The sequence below is a fragment of the Microbacterium sp. LMI12-1-1.1 genome (genome assembly GCF_040676455.1).
Lineage (GTDB): Bacteria > Actinomycetota > Actinomycetes > Actinomycetales > Microbacteriaceae > Microbacterium.
Genome location: NZ_JBEGIA010000012.1, coordinates 1,131,060 through 1,149,190, shown reverse-complemented (window position 1 = coordinate 1,149,190; position 18,131 = coordinate 1,131,060). Strand labels below are relative to the sequence as shown.

Here is an 18,131-nt window from a genome sequence, read left to right as displayed (position 1 = left end):
CAACGACCGGGGGGCGGGGTCAGTTGAGCAGGGTCAGCGAGATCGTCGGGCTGTAACCGGTGTTGCCCGCGGCATCCACCGCCCGCGCATGCACGGGGTAGGTCGCGTTCGGGTAGCTGCGCGACGACAGGCTGCCGCTCCACGAGCCGTCGGACTGCTTCGTCAGCGTGCCGAGCCTGGTCGCACCCGACCACAGCGTCACCCCGGTGACCGCTACGTTGTCGGTGGCGACCACCCGCACCGTGACGGTGCCCGACACCGTCGAACCCGCCGCGGGCGCGGTGATCGTCGCGTTCGGCGCCTGCGTGTCAGGCGTCGGCGTCGGCGTCGGGGTCGGAGTCGGCGTCGGGGTCGGGGTCGGGGTCGGCGTGGGCGTCGGGGTCGGCGTCGGCGTGGGCGTCGGCGTGGGCGTCGGCGTGGGCGTCGGCGTGGGCGTGATGCCCGTGGGCACTGTCGACGCGAGCCAGCCGGAGTACCGCCCGGAGATCGGGCTGAGCGGGTCGCCGGCGAAGCGCTTGCCGCGCGTGGTCGCGGCCGCCTGCGCCTGCGCCTCGAGGACCTGGAACACCTCCCGCGGCGTGCGACCCTCGCACGAGCCTTCGGCGAAGCACGCCAGCACGACGCCCGACATCACCGCCGCCGACATGCTCGTCCCCGACGCGATGTAGCCGTACCGGTTGCCCTTCTTCGTCGTGTACGGGCACGTGCCGGGAGCCGCGATCGTGTGCGCACGATCGGCAGCGCTCACCGCCCAGTTGCTCTTCGGGTTGATCGTGTCGTCGACCGGAGCCGACGACTCGGTGCACAGCTTCGCGGCGCGCGAGCCCGGCTTGCCGTCGTAGTCGGCGACGTTCGTGACGGTGATCACCTCGTCGAAGTTGCCCGGCGAGTACTGCGCCAGGTCGCGCGTCGAGTTGCCCGCCGCCGCGACCACGACCACGCCGTCGTCGACGAGCGCGCAGATCGCCTGATGGATGACGTCGCCGTTGGTGTAACCGCAGTTGCCGTCGTCGGCCTGCCCGAACTGCATGCTCATGTTCATCACGGCGATGTCGTAGCGCTCGTGGTTGTCCATCACCCACTCGAGGCCGCACATGAGGGTCGCGAGCGTCCCCTGCATCTTGTTGTCCAACACGCGCACCGACGTGATGGGCGCCCCCGGCGCGATGCCGACCAGCCCCACGCTGTTGTTGATCGCCGCCGCGGCGCCCGCGACGCCGGTGCCGTGCCCGTTCGCGTCGGTGCCGTCGCCGCTGCCGAAGCAGTTGATCTGCCGGGCGACGTTGAGATCCGAGTGCACGCTCACGCCCGAGTCGATGATGGCGAGCCCGGGGCCGTCCCACGCGCCCGCCGACGTGGCGCTCGTCGGCGGCAGATCGGCCTCCACTGTTCCCACCGCCGGCGGCACCGTCTGCGCGGCGCCGGTCACCACCTTGTTGGACGAGATACCCCGCACCGTCGGCGACACCCGCAGCAGCGCGACCTCGTCGGCCGTGAGGTATCCCGTGAAGCCCTTCACGACGCTGTCGTAGACGGCGTCGGGTTCTGCCGCGATGCCCGTGAGCGCGGCATCCATCCCGTCCATCGATCGGAAGCTGACGGTGTACACGCCCGCCGTCTCGCCGGCGGCGAACGATGCCGACGCCGCGCCGCCGCCGATGAGCGACGCCACGACGGCGGTCCCCACCGCCAGTCCCGCGAACCGCATCCCCTGTGTCGAGTGCTTCCTCCCGCGCGCCGAAGACCTGGCGCTACTGCTGAGCTTCCCCACTGCTCATCCCCACTTTCTGGCCGGATGGCCTCTCGCCGATGACGCGCGCCGGAACCCCTCCGACGATCGCGAACGCCGGAACGTCCTTCGTCACCACTGCCCCTGCAGCGACGACGGCGCCCTCGCCGATCGTCACGCCCGCCAGCACCACGACGTTCGCGCCGAGCCACGAGCCCGCACCGATCACGACGTCGCTCTCGATCTTCGGCTGGTCCATGATCGGGACCGGGCCGCGCTCTACCCCGTAGTTCGACGCTGTCACCATCACGTGCGGGGCGAACAGGCACTTCTCGCCGATCTCGATGCGGCCGGTCTGGTTGCCCGCCCAGATCAGGCTGAACTCGCCGATGTGCGTGCCGGCGCCGATCGAGATGCGCTCCCCGTTGCGGAACGACACGTTCGGAGCCATCGACACCCCCGGCCCCATCCGGATCAGCGGCACCTGCCGCACGAACGAGTAGCCGTGGAAGTGCGCCAGGCGCAGACCGTGCACGAGCGTGCGCGGGTCGAACACCGACGCGAGCGCGCTCCGGAGGCGGCTCATCCCGCTACCCCCGCGACAGGATCCACACGGCCCGAAGCGCCGCTCGGGGCGCCAGCCGGGGCGCCGCCCGGGGCGCCGGCGGCGACCGGCACCGGCACCGGCACCGGCGCCAGCAGCTCGCGGTAGACCGCCATCAGGGCGGGCAGGTCGACGGACGAGCGCGCCGTGACGCTGATCACGAGCTCGCGACGGTACGAGCACGCCAGGCACGCCACCTCGTCGCGCGGATCGCCCGCCGGCCAGCCGGTCACCGTCTCGACCGCGGCGGTGCCGAAGAAGCGGTCGTCGCGACCCCAGGTCACCGAGGTGGCGTAGCCCACCCAATCCTCGGCACCCTCGACCACCGAGCCGCCGGAATCCACCGCAGCCTGCACCTGCGCGCGCACGCTCGGCACGATCTGCTCGAGCGGGGCGGATGCCGCCACCGCCACCTTGACGACGCTGATGTCGTTGCGCACCCCGCCGTCACCCGCTCCGCGCCGCGAGATCGGCACGAGGATCGACAGGGTCTCGGCGTCGGGCCGCTGGCGCGCCATCGCGACCAGGGTCGCCGCCGTCACCAGGTCGTTCACCGTGCCGCCGAGCTTGTACGCGCGCCGGGTGGCTGCCGCGAGGTCGACCGCCTCGTACGCCGAGCGGCGCCCCTCGCGCACGTCGTCGAGCAGTCCCGTCCGCGCGATGCGCGCGTTCTTGACCGGGCGCAGCAGACGGCCTCCCCAGCGGCGCAGCCGCATCCGGAACGACTTGCGCCAGTACGCCCGCCACGCCTGCCGCACACCGGGGTGGCGCGAGCGCCACTGCGCGAACGCGAGCGCGAGCACCTCGATGCCGTTGCGGGGCGGGATGCCGAGCTCGAGGTACTGCTCCTCCCCCGGCTCGGGCGGCTCGGCCATCGCCGCGGTGCCGGCGATCACATCGCCGATCCGCAGGCCGTACATCGCGTCGCCGACCACGTGGTGGTAGCGCATGACGATCGCCACGCGCCCGGAGTCGAGCTCGACGAACTCGAAGTCCCACAGCGGGCGCGAGGGATCCATCGTCGGGCTCAGCCGCCCCGTGAACCGCTCCACGCGGGTCGGATCGTCGGGCTCGATGCCCTCGGCGAACCGCACGTGATAGTCGAGGTCGAGACTCGTCACCGGCACCCACGCCGGCGTCGTGAAGCGCAGCAGGGTCGGCACCAGGCGCTGCCGCATCGCCGGCGCGAACCAGCTCAGCCGCTCGACCCGCCGTCGGATCGCGGCACGGTCCAGCGTGCCGTCGGGCCCGCGCAGCGGCGCGCCGTCGACGATCATCGTGCCCGCGGCGTGCATCGCCGCGAACGTGACCGCATTCGACACGTACTTCTCGTCGAGCGAGCTGATGAGCTCGGCCCGGCGTGGGAGATCGGTGTGCGCGCTCATCAGTCGTCGCCTCCTCTGCGTGTCTCGACCCCGAGCGAGATCGGGGCCGGCGGGTCGTGGTCGACGAAGACGCGCCCGTCGAGCGCGAAGCGCACGGCGATGAAGAAGCCCCCGAGGAATCCGCGGAACAGTGCGAGGTCGGCATCCCGTCGCCGCGGTTCGCGCCGATTGCGCACCGCGCGCGACAGCGTGCGCTTGGTCGCCACCGCGAACAGCCGCACGCCGACGAGCGCGCGCAGGCGCACCCACTTCGCCGTGAGCGCCCCGAGCCCCAGCCCGTACCCGTGATGCAGCGCGGTGTAGGCGTCGTCCGCGCGGGTGTGCACGTGATGCACGACGCACGAGGGGTCGTAGACGATGTGCGCGCCGTCATCGAGGATGCGGCAGAACATGTCGAGGTCCTCCGCACCGGCGAGCCGGCGCCCCGCGCCGAGCACGGGATCGAAGCCTCCCAGCGCGACGAGCCGCTCGCGCCGGAACGCCATGATCGCGCCGTGCCCGGCGTCGATGCCCTCGATCGTGCGGGTGAAGCGCCGGGGCGGCGGTGACGGCTGCGTGCCGACGAGCGTGTGGTCCAGCATCCGTCCCGTCACCGCTCCGACGACCGGCGCGTCGAAGCCCTCGAGGATCGGCGCCATCCAGCCGTCGACCGCGGCGCAGTCGTCGTCGGTGAACACCACGATCGGGCGGTCGCTCGTGTGGAGCGCCAGGTTGCGGGCGATCGACAGCCCCTTGATGTCGCTGCGCACGTAGTCGACGCCTGCCGCCTCCGCGACGATCCGGGTCGCCGTCGTCGTCGACGCCGAGTCGACCACGAGGATCTGCACGCCGGGCGGTGTCACCGCCGTGAACGAGGCGAGCGCCGCGGTCAGCATCTCGGGCCGCTCGCGCGTGCAGATCGCCAGGGTCACGTCCTCAGGCCGCGGCATGCGACGACCCCCTCACCAGACGCGCCGCCTCACGGTAGGCCGCGAGGGTCGCCTGGATCGCCGCCGCCCAGCTCAGCTCGTCCGCCCGGGCCATCGCGGCGCGCGACATCGTGGCGAGCGCGTCGGGGCGGGCGATCAAGAGGTCGAGCTGCGCCGTCAGCGTGCCGACATCGCCCACGTCGTGAGTGAATCCGGTCACGCCCTCGTCGATCACCGCGCCCGCAGCGGTCGAGACAAGCGGCACGCACCCGGCCACCTGCGCCTCGTAGGTCACGAGGGCGCTGCCCTCCTCCACCGTCGGGAGCAGCAGCACATCCGCCGATGCCAGCACGCGCATGGGCTCCGAGGTGACGCCGCGCACCTCGACGCTGGGGTGAGCGAGCAGCGGTGCCAGGAGCGCCGCGTAGTCCTCGTCGAGGAGCCCGTAGACGAGGAACCGCCCGGTGGCGGCCGCCGTCGACGCCGTCCACGCCTGCAGCGCGGTGTGCAGTCCCTTGCGCGGGGAGCCCCTGCCGAGGAACACCGCGGTGAACGGCCCGCCGCTGCCGCGGGCAGGCGGTACGGCCACCGTGCAGCCGTAGCGGTGCCGCAGCAGCCGGCTGTCGTCGAACCCGCGGTCCAGGAACGAGACGGCGACGGCCTCGCTCGGCACCAGCAGCCCGGCCGCGGCGGCGTACTCGCTCTCTTCGGTGGCCAGTCGGCGCGCGTTGACGGTGTGGCTCTCGCCGCGACGCGGCTCCAGGCCGAGCGACGCGTACTCGCGCGCCACGACCTCGTACGCGTGCGCCGTGTGGGTGTTGGGAACTTCGCGCACACCCGGGATGCCGCGCCGCCGCGCCGCCCGCAGCGTGCGGGCCGACGCGAGCGGCCATGCGTGCACGACGTCATCCGCGCCCCCGTCGAGCAGCCGTCCGACGAGACCCGCAGTGACAGCATCGTGGATGCGCATCGCGCGGTCGCGACCGATCGCGCGGTGGGGCACGCGCCGACCGCGCACGGTGAGGGTCGCGCGCACGGATGCCGCACCTTCGATCGGCTTCTCGACCGACCCGGCGACGATGTGGACGTCGACTCCGGCGCGCACCAGTTCGTTCGCCTGGTTCCATGCGGTGAAGCCGATGCCCGGCGAGCCGAGCGCAAACGGGAAGCTGTACAGGACTGCCAGAACGCCACCTCCCCCAGGACGAGGCCCGCCACCAACGGGAGCCATGCCGGCTCTCGCTGACCACTCTGTGGGAGCCGTCAAGACGGACACAACCCGGGCTGGCGAATGTCGCTCAGTCTTTACACCCGTGCAACAAACGCACAGGGCGCCGTTAACAATGCGGGGCGACTATGGCAGTGCAAGTCTTGTCGCGACACCACATCTGGGATCCGGTGCGCGACGTGGACGGCCCGATGGCGTGCTGGGGGTTCGGACGGTCTGCGTCCGGAAGCACACGGAGAGAGGGTGTCTCATGGAGACTCCGAAGTATCTGCAAGTCCTCTGGAACTACAAGTGGGTGCTGGCTTTCGGCGCGCTCGTCGCCGCCGTGGCCGCGTTCTTCGCCGGCTTCGCGATCGTCGAAGGGCAGGTCGTCTCGCGAGCGCAGCAGACGTGGACGGCCGCCACGACCATGCTGCTCACCAGCGAGTCCGACCGGCTCTACCAGTCGCAGGTGCCGGGTGTCCCCATCGAGCAGGGGACGTCCGACCCGCAGGTCATCGACATGTCCTCGACCGCGCTCGTGTACGCGTACATCCTGTCGAGCGACATGATCCAGGACACGGTCGAAGCCGAGATCGGTCCGCTCGACGACGAAACCGAGTCGATCACAGCGCTGCGACGCACGACGCAGCCCACCGGGGATGAACGCTTCCCGGGTCGCTACGACCTGCCCGTGCTCGAGGCCGTCGGCACCGCCGAGACCGCCCCGCGCGCCGAGGAGATCTCGCGCGCCGCCGCGACCGCCTTCACGGCCTATGTCGTCGCCCAGCAGGACGCGCAGGAGATCGCACCCGAGCTGCGTGTGCTCATCGAGCCGCTCGGCGCGAGCGACGCCGTCGAGGGCGACTCCTCTAACCCGGCCATCCCCGTCGTCGTCACCTTCGTCGGCGTGTTCCTCGCATTCGTGGTCCTGGTGTTCATCATCGCCGGGCTGCGCTCGCGCTCCGCCCGGCGCAAGGCCGCACGCACGAAGGCGGCCGGCGATGCCGCAGCAGAGCCCGCGAGCGGAACGGATGCCGAGCCCGGCGTCACCGCGGCCGAGCCCACCGGCATCGCACTCGATGCCGAGGTCGGCGAGCTCGTAGGCGCCGGCCCGCCCTCGCGCCGAGCCGGGCGCGCCGCTAACGAGAACGAGACCGCGTAGGCCGTCGGTCGCCCGGGTTCGGAGCCACGACATGTCGTCCGGAAGCGCACCGCCCATCACACCCGCCGACGAGACCGACGCTCCACCTGTCCAGGTCGCGCCCGGCGACGGAGGACGCCCCCACTGGGGCACCGTCGCCGGGATCGCGGTCCTGTTCGCCGCGATCGTGATCGCCGGGGTGATCTTCCTTCCGCCCATCGCGGTGGGGGCAGCCCTCCTCGGCATCGCGCTCATCGTGCTGCTGCGCCGAATCCTGTTCACGTGGCCGGCGCTGCTGTTCCTGCTCGCCGCGACCGTCATGTTCATCCCGGCCCGCCGCTACGCGCTGCCGATCCCGCTGCCGTTCGCGCTCGAGGCGTACCGCCTCATGATCTTCATCGCGATCGCCGCGCTCGGGCTCGCGTTCCTGTTCGACCGGTCACGGCGCTGGCGCCCTGTCGCCTTCGGCTGGCCCATCGGCATCTTCCTCGCGACACTGCTGGTGTCGTTCATCGCGAACGGCATGCGGCTGGTGAACGAGGGGCTGGCCACGACCGCACTGTCGGGCTTCTTCCAGCTCGGCGTCCTGCTGTCGGTGTTCTTCTCGGTGCGCCAGATGCTGACCAGCGAGCGCATGGTGATGGGCTTCCTCATGGTGCTCACGTGGATGGCCGTGATCGTGGCCTTCCTCGCCGTCTTCGAGCGCGTCGCCCGCACGAACGTCTTCCTGATGCTCGCGAACTTCCTGCCGCTGGTCGTGATCCGTGACGACGGCGGCGACGCCATGCGGGCCGGGGTGAATCGCGCGTATGGCTCGGCGCAGCATCCGATCGCCCTCGCGGTCATGCTGTGCATGTTCCTGCCGATCCTCATCTACCTGGCCAAGTACGCCATCTGGCCGCGCAACGTGTGGAATCGGCGCATCGCGTACGGGATCGGCACCGTCATCGTGTTCGGTGGAATCGTCGCCGCCATCTCGCGCACGGCCGTCGTGGTGATGGGCGTGATGTTCCTGCTCACCCTGCTGCTGCGGCCCAAGGTCGCGCTGCTGCTGGCGGCGTTCGCGGTGCCGGCGCTCCTGCTCGCGATGTTCCTCGTGCCGGCCCAGGTCGAGTCGATGCTGCTGTCGTTCCTCGACGTCGACACGCTCATCGCATCGCAGTACACCTCAGCGGGGATGACGGGCGCCGGGCGTCTCGCCGACCTGGAACCGGCCTTCGTCGAAGTGCGCCAGTACCCCTTCTTCGGGCAGGGGTTCGGCAGCCGTATCGTCGTCGGCGACGACGCGAACTCGTTCATCCTCGACAACCAGGTGCTCAGCATCCTGATGGAAGGCGGCGCACTCGGCGTCATCGGCTACGCGATCTTCATGCTCGCGCCGGTCGTCATGCTGCTCGTCTACGCCCTGCGCTGGGCGGCCGAGCCGCGGCACGCGCTGCTCGCCTTCGCCCTCGCCGTCTCGATCGCCGGCTACAGCGCGGCGCTGTTCTTCTTCGACGCGTTCGGCTTCTTCCAGTCGTTCCTCGTGCACATGATGCTGCTCGCGGTCGCCGCGTGGGTCGTCACCGAGGGATCGCGCACGGCCGCGGCGCCGAAGCCGGCATGGACCCCGGAGGCCGGCCGGTGACCGCGCGGCTGAGCATCGTCATCCCCGCGCACGACGAGGGGGCGGTGATCGACCGCGTGCTGGGTGCGCTGTGCGACTCCGGCCGGAGGGACGATTTCGAGATCGTCGTCGCGGCGAACGGCTGCACCGACGACACCGCCGCCCGCGCCCGCGCCTACGACGGCGTCCAGGTCGTCGAGACGCCGCATGCTTCGAAGATCGCGGCGCTGCAGGCCGGTGACGACGCGGCGTCCGTCTTCCCCCGCGCCTACGTCGACGCCGATGTGCGGATCGACGCCGACGCCCTGCTGGCACTCGCCGACGCCCTCGACGCGCCCGGCATCGAGGTCGCATCTCCTCGCCTGCACGTCGACACCTCCGGGGCGTCCTGGCTCGTCCGTCAGCACTACCGGATCTGGGAGCTCAGCGACTACCGCCGGAGCGATCACATCGGCTCGGGGGTCTACGCGCTGACGCGGGCCGGCCGCGCCCGGTTCGACGCATGGCCCGACGTCATCGCCGACGACCGGTTCGTGCAGCAGCTCTTCGCCCCCGCCGAGCGCGCGATGCTCGCGGACCACACGTTCAGCGTGCGCTCGGCGGCCGACATGCGGGCGCACCTGCGCCGCTCGGTCCGCATCGCCCGTGGCAACCGCGAGCTTCCCGACCGGGTGCAGCACCAGGATGCCGCGCGGCCGTCCGCGGCATCCCGCGGCGGGCTCGCGCGACGGGTCGCGGCACGGCCGGGCCTCTGGGTGCCCTTCGCCGTGTACTGCGTCAGCTGGACGCTGCCGAACGTGCTCGCCCGTCGCGACATCGCTCGCGCGCGCACACGGACCTGGAACCGAGACGACACGAGCCGGGTGATGGCATGAGAAGACCAGCCGCGACGACCGCCGCGATCGCACTGCTCCTGGCGGTGCTCACCGCCTGCGCGGGGGCGCCCGCACCCGAGCCAGTCGATCTCGACGAGCTCGAGTCGAGTCCCACGCTCTCGCAGGTCGCCACGATCGGCGCGCTGGGAGACTCGATGACCCTGGGCGTGAACGCTTGCGCCGAACCCGGGCGCTGCACCGCCGCGAGCTGGGCCACCGGCGACGAGCCCGCCGTCGGCTCGGTCGCGATGCGCATCGGCGCAGCCAACGGCAGCGTTCCCGACACCGTCAACGCCGCGAAGGACGGCGGCACGGTCGCGGATGCCGTCGCGCGCGTCGACGAGGTGATCGCGGCCGAGCCCGAACTCGTGCTGGTGCTGCTCGGCGGCAACGACGTCTGCGCCCCCGACGTCGACGGCATGACGAGCGTCGAGGACTTCCGGGCGTCGTACACAGCACTTCTCGCCGCGCTCAGCGAGGGCCTGCCCGACGCCCGCGTGCTCGCGCTGTCGATCCCCGACCTCCACCGGCTGTGGGAGGTCGGCCGCGACGACCAGGGCACTCGGGACGTCTGGGACAGCAGTCCGTCGTGCAGCAACCTGCTCGGTGACGCCGCCGCCACCGACGCGGCCGCGACCGAGCGGCGCGACGCCGTCGCCGCGCGCACCGACGAGCTCAACGCGGTCATCGCCGAGGTGTGCGCCGCCGACAGCGCCTGCATCTCGGACGGCGGCGCCGTGTTCGCCTACGAGTTCTCGCCCGCCGAGATCTCGGCGATCGACCACTTCCACCCGTCCGTGGCGGGCCAGCAGGTGATCGCCGAGATCGCCTGGGACACCCTCATGGAGGCCGCACCATGACCACGCTCCTCGTCGCGATCTCGGGCGGCCACCTCACTCAGCTGACCATGCTCGCCCCCCGCGTCGCCGACGGCGACGACGTCGTCTGGCTCACCGACGACACCGCGCAGAGCCGGTCGCTGCTGGAGGGCCAGACGGTGTACCACGTGCCCACCCGGCCGCCGCGCGACTACGCGGGCGTCATGCGCGACACGGGCATCGCGCTGCAGGCGATGCGGGATCACCGGGTCGACCGTGTCATCAGCACGGGCGCCCAGATCGCGCTGTCGGCGCTCGTGCCCGCGTCGGCGCGGCGCGTGCCGTTCACCTACATCGAGAGCGCGACGCGCGTCACCGGCATCTCGGCGACGGGCAAGGTGATGGAGCGCGTGCCGTGGGTCGACCGCTACGTGCAGTACCCGCACGCCGTGAACGCCCGGTGGCGGTACGCGCTGTCGGTGTTCGACGGCTTCCGCGTCGAACCCGTCGACGACCCCGCGCCGATCCGCCGTGCCGTGGTCACCGTCGGCGGCAACGGCGACTTCGGGTACCGACGGCTCGTGGACGGCGCGCGCGCCGCTCTCAGCGACCTCGACGGCGACGTCGAGACGCTGTGGCAGGTCGGCGCCACGGACGTGTCGGACCTTCCGATCACGGCGGTCTCGTCGCTGCCCTCGAGCGAGCTCGGCGCGGCACTCCGGCAGGCCGACGTGATCATCGGGCACGCCGGCACCGGCACCGCCCTGGCCGCGCTGTCCGCCGGCAAGGTGCCGGTGCTCGCACCGCGCTCGGTCGAGCACGGCGAGCACGTCGACGCGCACCAGCAGGATCTCGCGCGGTTCCTGGGCGACCGCGGGCTCGCCATCGTCTGCGAGCCCTCCTCGCTCCGCGCGTCGACCCTCGACACCGCGCGCCGCTGGCGTGCCGTGAGCTCGGAAGACCTCGCCCCCGTGCCGCTCTGAGCACCGGCATCCGTCGCGATCACCTCTGGGAGGACCCCGTGCAGACCCCGGCGCCCGACGTCACCGTCGTCATCGTCAACTACCAGACCCGCGACGACACGATCGCGTGCGTCGGCTCGGTGCTCGCGCACCTGGGCGGTCTCGACGCGCAGGTCGTCGTGGTCGACAACGGATCGGGCGACGGCAGCGCCGCGGCGCTGCGTTCGGCGCACCCGGATATCGACGTGGTGGAGGCCGGCGAGAACCTCGGTTTCGCCCGCGCGGTCAACCGCGGGGCCGCCCTCGCGCGCGGCGAGTTCGTGCTGCTGCTCAATCCCGACGCTGTCATGCTCGAGCATTCGCTGCCACGGATGATCGGCTTCGCCCGCGAGAATCCGCAGTACCGCATCATCGGCGGGCGCACGCTGCGGGCCGACCTCACGCTCGAGCCCTCGTCGTGCTGGGGCGCACCGACGCTCTGGTCGCTCAGCATGTACGCGACGATGCTGTCGACCGTCTTCCGGCGCTCCCGCCTCTTCGACCCCGAGTCGCTGGGCACGTGGCCGCGCGACACGATCCGCGAGGTGCCGATCATCACCGGATGCCTGCTGCTCATCCGCCGGGACGACTTCGTCGAGCTGGGCGGCATGGACGAGGAGTTCTTCCTCTACGGCGAGGACGCCGAGTTCAGCATGCGGGCGGCCGCACGGGGCATGGCGCGCGTCGTCTATCCCCCGGCGGCGATCATCCACACCGTGGGAGGGTCGTCGGCGGGCAGCTCGAAGGGCTCGATGGTGCTCGCCGGCAAGGTCACCTACCTCGAGAAGACCTGGCCGCCGCGACGCGCGGCCGTCGGGGTGCTGCTGCTCAAGACGGGCGTCGCCGTGCGCGCCGCCCTCGAGACCCTGACCCGCCGGGCGAACCGGCCGTGGACGACGGTCTGGCGGCGCCGCGCCGACTGGGCGTCGGGCTACCCCCACGCCGAGGCCGCGCTATTCGGCCGCGCGCTGCCCGAGCCCGCCGCCGCCACCCCCGGTCGTCGAGCGAAGGGCGCCCCAGCGCCCGCCCCCGGCCGTTGAGCGGAGGGCGCTCTGGCGCCCGCCCCCCGGTCGTTGAGCGGAGGGCGCTCTAGCGCCCGCAGTCGAAACGGGACCTCTCCCCCCGGTCGTTGAGCGGAGGGCGCCCCAGCGCCCGTAGTCGAAACGGGGCCTCTCCCCCCGGTCGTTGAGCGAAGGGCGCCCCAGCGCCCGCAGTCGAAACGCCCCGGGTACGCGGGATCGTCGGGGTCGGGGTGTACGCCGAGTGCGGCGCGTTTCGACTCGCTCGTACCTCGCTCGCTCAACGACCGGCAGACGTCGGTCGTTGAGCGGAGGGCGCTCCAGCGCCCGCAGTCGAAACGGGGCCTCTCCCCCCGGTCGTTGAGCGGAGGGCGCCCCAGCGCCCGCAGTCGAAACGCGCCGGATATGCGGGAATGTCGGGGTCGGGGTGTACGCCGGGTGCGGCGCGTTTCGACTCGCTCGTTCCTCGCTCGCTCAACGACCGGCAGAGGTCGGTCGTTGAGCGGAGGGCGCCCCAGCGCCCGCAGTCGAAACGCGCCGGGCACGCGGGATCGTCGGGGCCGGAGTGTGCGGCGGGTGCGGCGCGTTTCGACTCGCTCGTACCTCGCTCGCTCAACGACCGGCAGACGTCGGTCGTTGAGCGGAGGGCGCTCTAGCGCCCGCAGTCGAAACGCGCCGGGCACGCGGGAATGCCGGGGTCGGGGTGTACGGCGGGTGCGGCGCGTTTCGACTCGCTCGTACCTCGCTCGCTCAACGACCGGCAGAGGTCGGTCGTTGAGCGGAGGGCGCCCCAGCGCCCGCAGCCGAAACGCGCCGCGTATGCGGGAATGCCGGGGTCGGGGTGTGCGGCGGGTGCGGCGCGTTTCGACTCGCTCGTACCTCGCTCGCTCAACGACCGGCAGAGGTCGGTCGTTGAGCGGAGGGCGCCCCAGCGCCCGCAGTCGAAACGCGCCGCGTATGCGGGAATGCCGGGGTCGGGGTGTACGGCGGGTGCGGCGCGTTTCGACTCGCTCGTTCCTCGCTCGCTCAACGACCGGGAAGGGGCGGTGCGGCGCGTTTCGACTCGCTCGTACCTCGCTCGCTCAACGACCGGGAGCAAGGCGGAGAGGCGGGTCCCGGCGTCAGGTCGAGACCCGCGCGGCGTCGGCGCGTACGGACGCGGGCGCAGACGAAGCACGTGGCGACGCAGCATCCGTCGACCCCAGAACCCACGTCCGCACCTGCGTGACGAAGCGCGAGACGTCGAACTCCGCGGCGCGGGCCCGCGCGGCATCCGGGTCTATGCGGTCCAGACCCGCCACCGCCGCGGCGAGCTCGACGGGGTCGTCCGGATCGACCGTGAAGCCGGTGACGCCGTCGATCACCGACTCGGCGGCGCCGCCCACGCGATTGACGATGACGGGGCATCCCGCCGCCATCGCCTCGACGGGGATGATGCCGAAGTCCTCGACGGGCGGGAACACGAAGGCGAGCGCGCGCTGGAAGAGCGCCCGCATGAGGGCGTCCGACACGAAGCCCAGCATGTGCACGGGCACCGACGCCGATGCGGCGAGCGCCGTGAGGTAGTCGCGTGCGGGCCCGGTGCCGGCCACGACCACGGGCACGCCCAGCCGATCGCCCATCCGGATCACCGCGTCGTGGCGCTTGTACGGCACCAGTCGCGACGCCGCCATGAAGTAGCCGCGCTCGGGGAGCGCCTCGAGCACCGCCTGCTCCTCGGCGGTGAGCGCCTCGGCCCAGTCGCCGCCCTCGATGATCTCGCGGGCCTTCACCGGCGGGTGGATCACCCGTGCGTCGCGCTCCCACGAGCGGAGGATGCGGCGGCGCACGAACTCGCTGTTCGCCGCCAGGTCGCCGGCGTGCGCCGCCGCGGCGCGGTCCACGCGCTTGAGAACGCTGCGTGCGGCGGCGAGCGCCGCGGAGCTCCCGCGCCCATCGAGCTCGGGCTCCCACAGGTAACGAGCGGGCGAGTGGACGTACGAGAACTTGGGCACACCGTCGCGCCGCGTGCCGAAGTCGCAGTGGTGCGCGAAGACGTAGCTGCTCGTGAGCACCCAGTCCGGCAGCGAGCCCACCGTCGCCGCCCGCCACGTCGCCGGCATGAGGGGCAGCCCCATCGCCTTGTGGCGGCGCAACGGCGTGCGCGCCATCCACGACTCGTGCACCGAGCTGCGGGGGAACCGCTCGCCGTCATCGCTCCACAGCGCGAACATCCGTGAGTCGGGCAGGGCCATCCGGAAGGCGTCCAGCACCTGTTCGGCGCCGCCCGAGCGTTCTATCCATTCCTGGACGATGAGACCTGACATGTTCCTACGACCTCTCGGGTGGTTCAGTAGGCGCCGTCGCTGTGCAGAACGGCTTTGGCGGTCTTCGCGAGCACGACGATGTCTCCGGTGATCGACCAGTTCTCGACGTAGTACAGATCCAGCCGCACGCTGTCCTCCCACGAGAGGTTCGAGCGGCCGTTGACCTGCCACAGCCCGGTGATCCCCGGGCGGGTGAGCAGCCGGCGACTGACCGGGCCCTCGTACTGCTCCACCTCGCTCGGCAGCGGCGGACGCGGGCCGACCAGGCTCATGTCGCCGCGCAGCACGTTCCACAGCTGCGGCAGCTCGTCGAGCGAGTACGCACGGAGGAAGCGGCCGGTGCGGGTGACCCTCGGGTCGTCCTTCAGCTTGAACAGCACGCCGTTGCCCTCGTCGAGCGCGCGCAGCTCCGCGAGGCGCGCCTCGGCGTCGACCACCATCGAGCGGAACTTGAGCATGGTGAACCGCGTGCCGTGGGCGCCGACCCGCTCCTGCCGGAAGATCACCGGACCCGGACTGCCGAGGCGGACGGCCACCGCGATGGCGGCGAACACCGGCGCGAGCAGCACGAGCGCGACCGTGACCACCGAGATGTCGAACAGCCGCTTCACCGCGTGGCTGTATCCCGAGTAGCGCGGCAGGTCGACATGCACCATCGGAAGACCGTTGATGGGCCGCATGTGGATGCGGGGACCCGCGACGTCGGTGAGCCGCGACATGAGGATCAGCTCGACCTGCGAGTTCTCGAGCTCCCATCCGAGCCGCCGGATCGCCTCGTTGCCGCCCGGCAGGCTGCCCGCCACGATGACCGCGCGGGCCCGGCGGTTCTTCGAGACCCGCGCGACGTCGTCGAGCGGCACGAACGGCAGCACCTCCGTCGACTGCTCGACCGGGCCCGCGTGCGGCGAGCCGGGCGTGCTCACCGCGATCGCGCGGTAGCCGATGCGGTAGTGGCTGCGCAGCTGCGACACGACGCGCAGCACGTCGCCCTGCTCCCCGACGACGATCGCGCCCGTCATGCACCGTCCCGCGCGCCGGAGCGCGTGCAGATACGTGCGCCACACGCCGCGCCCGACGATCAGCAGCACGAGTCCAAAGGGCAGCGCGATCGCGAGATAGCCGCGAGCCGGCTGCAGCTGGAGCAGGTAGGCGACGACCGCGAAGGCACCGAAGGTGAACAGCGTCGATTGCAGCACGCGCTGGTACTCCACCATGCCGGTGCCGGTGTTGCGCAGCAGCCGGCTGCGGGTCGCGGCGAGCGCGATCAGCCAGACGACGATGAGCGCGATGCTGATGAGCCCGTACGCGACGTCGGTCGTCGAGACGGAACCGGCGCGCACCGGGTCTCCGAACCTCAGGAGCTGGGCGGTGAACACGGCGACCGCGATGGCCGCGGCATCCGTCGCGATCATCCCCCAGGCGAGACGGCGACGCCAGCCCAGCCTGCGCGGCTGCGGCGCGATCTCGGCGACCGTCGAGAACAGCTCGACGGGAGACGCCGGTCGGGCCGTCGAACGAAGATCGAGAAAAGCAGATGACACGGGCGCACCCCCAAGAACGCAACCGACACGCATAACGGGGCCATCGGCCCCAGTGCCCGTCGATGCGATCCCCGCTCGCGAAGGCCACGCTAGCGGTGCCGCTACGGCGATACCAGCGAGGTCACCACCTGTTTACACAGGCTTCGGGTGCGCGTGACACGCGCGAAACACCGTCGGTGTCAGGCACCGCGCGCGAGCGTGATGATCCGCTCGTGGCGGGCGGTCCACGAGTTCGCCTCGATGAAGGCGGTCCTCGCGGAATCCTCGGCGGGACCCGCCTGCAGCGCCGCGTCCACCACGTCGACGAAGTCCGAGACCGCGGGCGTCAGCCACACGCGGTCGCTGATGTCGCGCACCGGCGGCAGGTCGATCGACAGGACGGGCAGGCCGGCCGCCAGGTACTCGTAGAGCTTCAGCGGGCTCATCGCCTCGGTCAGCGGCGTGCGCCGGTGAGCGACGAGCGCCAGATCGCAGTTGCGCAGCGTCGCGATGAGCTCCGCGCGGCCGACGCTGCCGTGCACATGCACGTTGGCGAGCGCCCGCAGCGGCGCGATGTACACCGCATCGGGCAGCGGACCCATCAGCACGGTGTGCACGTCGGGCCGGGCACGCGCGAAGTCGGCGATCCCCTCGACGTCGAGCCGGCTGTCGAGCGTGCCGACGTACACGGCCCGCGGTCGCGGCACGCGGGCGAGCCAGGCCGGCTCCGGAGGCGGCGCCTGCAGCCATTCGGCGGGCTCGACGCCGTTGGCGACCACCTCGTGCGGCCCGGTGGGCTCGATGCGCTCGAGGATCTGCGCCGAGACGGCCACGACGCTGCGACCGGACGCCGAGATGCGGCGGTACGCCTCGCGGAAGGCCGGCCAGTACTCGCTGCGCCCCGGAGAGCTCAGCCAGTCGTCGCGCGCGAAGAACGTGGTCTGCCGTGCCCAGTCGAAGGGCGAGAAGCCGGCGACGAGCGGATTGCAGGTCAGCGCCACCGGGTCGCTGAGCCCCCGTCGCTGCGCCTCGCGCCGCAGCGACGCGTCATACTCCGCGTACTCGGCGGCGACCTCCGCCGGGTCGAGACGGTCCGCGCGCCGCCGGCGGGCGGGTGAGTGCAGCCAGATCCGATCGGATGCCGGAAACCGGGCGTCCCGGTCGAGCACCGGCGACATCGTCACCCGCGGCAGCCAGCGGAACGGGTTCGCCACCACCATGCGGCCGACGTTGGGACTGCGCATGAGGCTGGAGACGATGCGGTCGGGCGGCCGCATCATGCCGCGGCGCACGGCATCCGCGTACGTCTCGAAGGAGAAGGTGAACACGAAGTCGTCGGTGCCTTCGGCTGTGCGTCCGGCCGCCCTGCGGCGGATGCGCGAGTCCGCTTCCGTCACCCGGGCACCAGCTCTCGCACGACGCGCGCCGGCGCGCCGACGGCGACCGTTCGCGGCGGGATGTCGCGCGTGACGACCGCGTTCGCGCCGACGACCGCGCCCTCCCCGACCGTCACGCCGGGCATCACCACGACGTTCTGGCCGAGCCATGCGCCGCGGCAGATCCGCACCGGGCGGGATTCGGTCAGCGGCTGGTCGCGGATCGGCACGTCGACGAGGTCGAAGCCGTGGCTGTGGTCGGAGATGTACACCCCTGCCGCGATGCCGACCGCCTCTTCGATCACCACGCTGCGCACTGCCGAGATCGACGCGCCACGCATGCGCACGCGGTCATGGAGCTCGATCACGGGCCCGGGCTCGTCGCGCGAGGGGACCATCAGCCATGAGCCCGCGCCGATGAGCACCCCGGCGCCCACGGCGATCCGGTCGGGGTTCGCGATGCGCGCGGGCAGCATGATCCGCGAGCCCGCGCCGAACGACTGGAAGCCCCCGGCGACGAGACGGCTGTATGCCGAGTCCCGCAGCCGCTGCGCCCCCAGCAGCACCCCATACCCATTGATCCGCCCCACGCGGCTCAGATTAGCCGCCGCGATCGGCGCCACGAGGAGGGTG

The 18,131-nt window shown here is 71.9% G+C and carries 15 protein-coding genes; 6 read left to right on the top strand and 9 right to left on the bottom strand.

What is annotated here, in order from left to right; translation table 11 throughout:
• Positions 1-19: 19 nt before the first annotated feature.
• Genes MRBLMI12_RS13670 through MRBLMI12_RS13650 form a run of 5 tightly spaced genes read right to left on the bottom strand, consistent with a single transcriptional unit; the run spans position 20 to position 5,857 of the window.
• The gene (locus tag MRBLMI12_RS13670; protein WP_363356972.1) at positions 20-1,708 is read right to left on the bottom strand and encodes a S8 family serine peptidase; all 1,689 of its coding nucleotides are present in this window, start codon (positions 1,706-1,708) and stop codon (positions 20-22) included.
• Positions 1,709-1,751: 43 nt separating this feature from the next.
• The gene (locus MRBLMI12_RS13665) at positions 1,752-2,315 is read right to left on the bottom strand and encodes an acyltransferase (protein ID WP_363356971.1); all 564 of its coding nucleotides are present in this window, start codon (positions 2,313-2,315) and stop codon (positions 1,752-1,754) included.
• Complete coding sequence (locus tag MRBLMI12_RS13660; RefSeq protein WP_363356970.1) at positions 2,312-3,718, bottom strand: wax ester/triacylglycerol synthase domain-containing protein; 1,407 nt, start codon at positions 3,716-3,718, stop codon at positions 2,312-2,314. The genes MRBLMI12_RS13665 and MRBLMI12_RS13660 overlap by 4 nt, the downstream gene beginning before the upstream one ends.
• Entirely contained in the window at positions 3,718-4,647 is a 930-nt protein-coding gene (locus MRBLMI12_RS13655; protein WP_363356969.1) for a glycosyltransferase family 2 protein, read from the bottom strand. The genes MRBLMI12_RS13660 and MRBLMI12_RS13655 overlap by 1 nt, the downstream gene beginning before the upstream one ends.
• Positions 4,634-5,857 carry a glycosyltransferase family 4 protein gene (locus tag MRBLMI12_RS13650; protein WP_363356968.1) on the bottom strand — a complete coding sequence of 408 codons (1,224 nt, stop codon included), beginning with the start codon at positions 5,855-5,857 and terminating at the stop codon, positions 4,634-4,636. Before MRBLMI12_RS13650 ends, MRBLMI12_RS13655 begins: the two co-directional genes overlap by 14 nt.
• Positions 5,858-6,104: 247 nt before the next feature.
• Between MRBLMI12_RS13650 and MRBLMI12_RS13645 the strand changes: the two genes are divergently transcribed.
• The 6 genes from MRBLMI12_RS13645 to MRBLMI12_RS13620 are packed head-to-tail and all read left to right on the top strand — an operon-like array spanning position 6,105 to position 12,317.
• Positions 6,105-6,998 carry a hypothetical protein gene (locus tag MRBLMI12_RS13645; RefSeq protein ID WP_363356967.1) on the top strand — a complete coding sequence of 298 codons (894 nt, stop codon included), beginning with the start codon at positions 6,105-6,107 and terminating at the stop codon, positions 6,996-6,998.
• Positions 6,999-7,029: 31 nt separating this feature from the next.
• On the top strand, positions 7,030-8,604 hold the full coding sequence (locus tag MRBLMI12_RS13640) for an O-antigen ligase family protein (RefSeq protein ID WP_363356965.1): 1,575 nt from the start codon (positions 7,030-7,032) through the stop codon (positions 8,602-8,604).
• Positions 8,601-9,458, top strand: a complete 858-nt coding sequence (locus MRBLMI12_RS13635; protein WP_363356964.1) for a glycosyltransferase family 2 protein — start codon at positions 8,601-8,603, stop codon at positions 9,456-9,458. The genes MRBLMI12_RS13640 and MRBLMI12_RS13635 overlap by 4 nt, the downstream gene beginning before the upstream one ends.
• Positions 9,455-10,318: an SGNH/GDSL hydrolase family protein gene (locus MRBLMI12_RS13630; RefSeq protein ID WP_363356963.1), complete on the top strand. Its 864-nt coding sequence runs from the start codon at positions 9,455-9,457 to the stop codon at positions 10,316-10,318. The genes MRBLMI12_RS13635 and MRBLMI12_RS13630 overlap by 4 nt, the downstream gene beginning before the upstream one ends.
• The gene (locus MRBLMI12_RS13625) at positions 10,315-11,259 is read left to right on the top strand and encodes a glycosyltransferase (RefSeq protein ID WP_363356962.1); all 945 of its coding nucleotides are present in this window, start codon (positions 10,315-10,317) and stop codon (positions 11,257-11,259) included. Before MRBLMI12_RS13630 ends, MRBLMI12_RS13625 begins: the two co-directional genes overlap by 4 nt.
• Positions 11,260-11,297: 38 nt before the next feature.
• A complete protein-coding gene (locus tag MRBLMI12_RS13620; RefSeq protein ID WP_363356961.1) occupies positions 11,298-12,317 on the top strand; it encodes a glycosyltransferase family 2 protein in 1,020 nt (339 codons plus the stop codon).
• A 1,100-nt stretch (positions 12,318-13,417) separates the two neighbouring features.
• On the opposite strand, the gene MRBLMI12_RS13615 is transcribed toward MRBLMI12_RS13620, so the two are convergent.
• The 4 genes from MRBLMI12_RS13615 to MRBLMI12_RS13600 all read right to left on the bottom strand — a co-directional run bounded on the left by MRBLMI12_RS13615 (position 13,418) and on the right by MRBLMI12_RS13600 (position 18,088).
• The gene (locus MRBLMI12_RS13615; protein WP_363356960.1) at positions 13,418-14,602 is read right to left on the bottom strand and encodes a glycosyltransferase; all 1,185 of its coding nucleotides are present in this window, start codon (positions 14,600-14,602) and stop codon (positions 13,418-13,420) included.
• A 23-nt stretch (positions 14,603-14,625) separates the two neighbouring features.
• Positions 14,626-16,143, bottom strand: coding sequence for a sugar transferase (locus MRBLMI12_RS13610; protein ID WP_363356959.1), 1,518 nt, complete (start codon positions 16,141-16,143; stop codon positions 14,626-14,628).
• A gap of 179 nt (positions 16,144-16,322) precedes the next feature.
• Positions 16,323-17,519, bottom strand: a complete 1,197-nt coding sequence (locus tag MRBLMI12_RS13605; RefSeq protein ID WP_363356958.1) for a glycosyltransferase — start codon at positions 17,517-17,519, stop codon at positions 16,323-16,325.
• Complete coding sequence (locus MRBLMI12_RS13600; RefSeq protein ID WP_363356957.1) at positions 17,516-18,088, bottom strand: acyltransferase; 573 nt, start codon at positions 18,086-18,088, stop codon at positions 17,516-17,518. Before MRBLMI12_RS13600 ends, MRBLMI12_RS13605 begins: the two co-directional genes overlap by 4 nt.
• Between the last annotated feature and the right edge of the window lie 43 nt (positions 18,089-18,131).

Bases quoted from the DNA above. Each gene is read 5' to 3' on its own strand.
- MRBLMI12_RS13670 (WP_363356972.1), bottom strand. From the start codon at position 1,708: ATGCGGTTCGCGGGACTGGCGGTGGGGACCGCCGTCGTGGCGTCGCTC.
- MRBLMI12_RS13665 (WP_363356971.1), bottom strand. From the start codon at position 2,315: ATGAGCCGCCTCCGGAGCGCGCTCGCGTCGGTGTTCGACCCGCGCACG.
- MRBLMI12_RS13660 (WP_363356970.1), bottom strand. From the start codon at position 3,718: ATGAGCGCGCACACCGATCTCCCACGCCGGGCCGAGCTCATCAGCTCG.
- MRBLMI12_RS13655 (WP_363356969.1), bottom strand. From the start codon at position 4,647: ATGCCGCGGCCTGAGGACGTGACCCTGGCGATCTGCACGCGCGAGCGG.
- MRBLMI12_RS13650 (WP_363356968.1), bottom strand. From the start codon at position 5,857: ATGGCTCCCGTTGGTGGCGGGCCTCGTCCTGGGGGAGGTGGCGTTCTG.
- MRBLMI12_RS13645 (WP_363356967.1), top strand. From the start codon at position 6,105: ATGGAGACTCCGAAGTATCTGCAAGTCCTCTGGAACTACAAGTGGGTG.
- MRBLMI12_RS13640 (WP_363356965.1), top strand. From the start codon at position 7,030: ATGTCGTCCGGAAGCGCACCGCCCATCACACCCGCCGACGAGACCGAC.
- MRBLMI12_RS13630 (WP_363356963.1), top strand. From the start codon at position 9,455: ATGAGAAGACCAGCCGCGACGACCGCCGCGATCGCACTGCTCCTGGCG.
- MRBLMI12_RS13625 (WP_363356962.1), top strand. From the start codon at position 10,315: ATGACCACGCTCCTCGTCGCGATCTCGGGCGGCCACCTCACTCAGCTG.
- MRBLMI12_RS13615 (WP_363356960.1), bottom strand. From the start codon at position 14,602: ATGTCAGGTCTCATCGTCCAGGAATGGATAGAACGCTCGGGCGGCGCC.